The sequence below is a fragment of the Kocuria rhizosphaericola genome, from assembly GCF_044462205.1.
Taxonomy (GTDB): domain Bacteria; phylum Actinomycetota; class Actinomycetes; order Actinomycetales; family Micrococcaceae; genus Kocuria; species Kocuria rhizosphaericola.
Genome location: NZ_JBISWK010000165.1, coordinates 1 through 808, shown reverse-complemented (window position 1 = coordinate 808; position 808 = coordinate 1). Strand labels below are relative to the sequence as shown.

At 71.3% G+C, this 808-nt stretch carries 1 protein-coding gene and 1 pseudogene; both read right to left on the bottom strand.

The window, feature by feature from the left end:
• Positions 1-68: 68 nt before the first annotated feature.
• Positions 69-377 carry a hypothetical protein gene (locus ACH9D2_RS17105; RefSeq protein ID WP_396364025.1) on the bottom strand — a complete coding sequence of 103 codons (309 nt, stop codon included), beginning with the start codon at positions 375-377 and terminating at the stop codon, positions 69-71.
• A gap of 148 nt (positions 378-525) precedes the next feature.
• A pseudogene (locus ACH9D2_RS17100) lies at positions 526-687 on the bottom strand (Gfo/Idh/MocA family protein); the annotation flags it as partial.
• Positions 688-808 lie beyond the last annotated feature (121 nt).

The window sequence follows — 808 nt, the reverse complement described above, 5'->3', positions numbered from 1 at the left end:
CACGGGCGGACGCTTCAGCGCATCGGGGAGCGGGCGGTCGTGCAGGATCGCGTTGTGGACGCCGAACTTCACAGGGTGACCTTCCTCCCGTGCTGGGCGGCGGACTCCACGGCCGCCTCCAGGACCACCATGTTGTACACGCCGTCCGCGAAGGAGGCGTTGCCGGGCAGGGACGCCGACTCCTCGAGACCGGCGACCTCCTCCAGTAAGGCGCGGGCCTGGTGGCCGAAGGCGTCGTTCTGGCCGGAGCCGTCGGTGGCCTCGGGACCGTCCGTGAGGAGCAGCTCGATCTCGGCGGGGGGCAGCTGGTGGAACCGCGCCGCGCCCCTCTCGCAGAACACCACGGAGATCAGCGTGTTCGGGTGCCCGGCCGCCACCCGGGGAGACCTCGAGGCTGCCCGCGCCCTGGGCGAAATCTGCCGAGCAGGCCGCGTAGTCGTCGTTCTCGACCGGCTCGTAGGTGTCGCCGGCCTCCAACAGGCCCTCGACGACCTGGCGGTGGCAGCGGTTCGCGACGACGACGCCGACCACGTCGATCTCCGGGTCCTCCGCGATCGCCTCCCAGGACCCCACGGCCTTCTCGTAGCCGTAGCGGCGGGCGACGTGACCGCCCACCGTCTCGTTGACGTCACCGATGGCGACGTGGCGCAACGGGGACAGGACGGGGTCGTAGAGCGCGGGCGCCACACGGTGGGCCGCCGCGTGGGCCTGCCATGCCGGCGCCGATGACGGAGATGCCGATCCTGTCCGTCATGCTTCTCTCCTGGGTCGAGGACTCCTGCCAGGAGGAAGTGGAATGCGTCGGGGG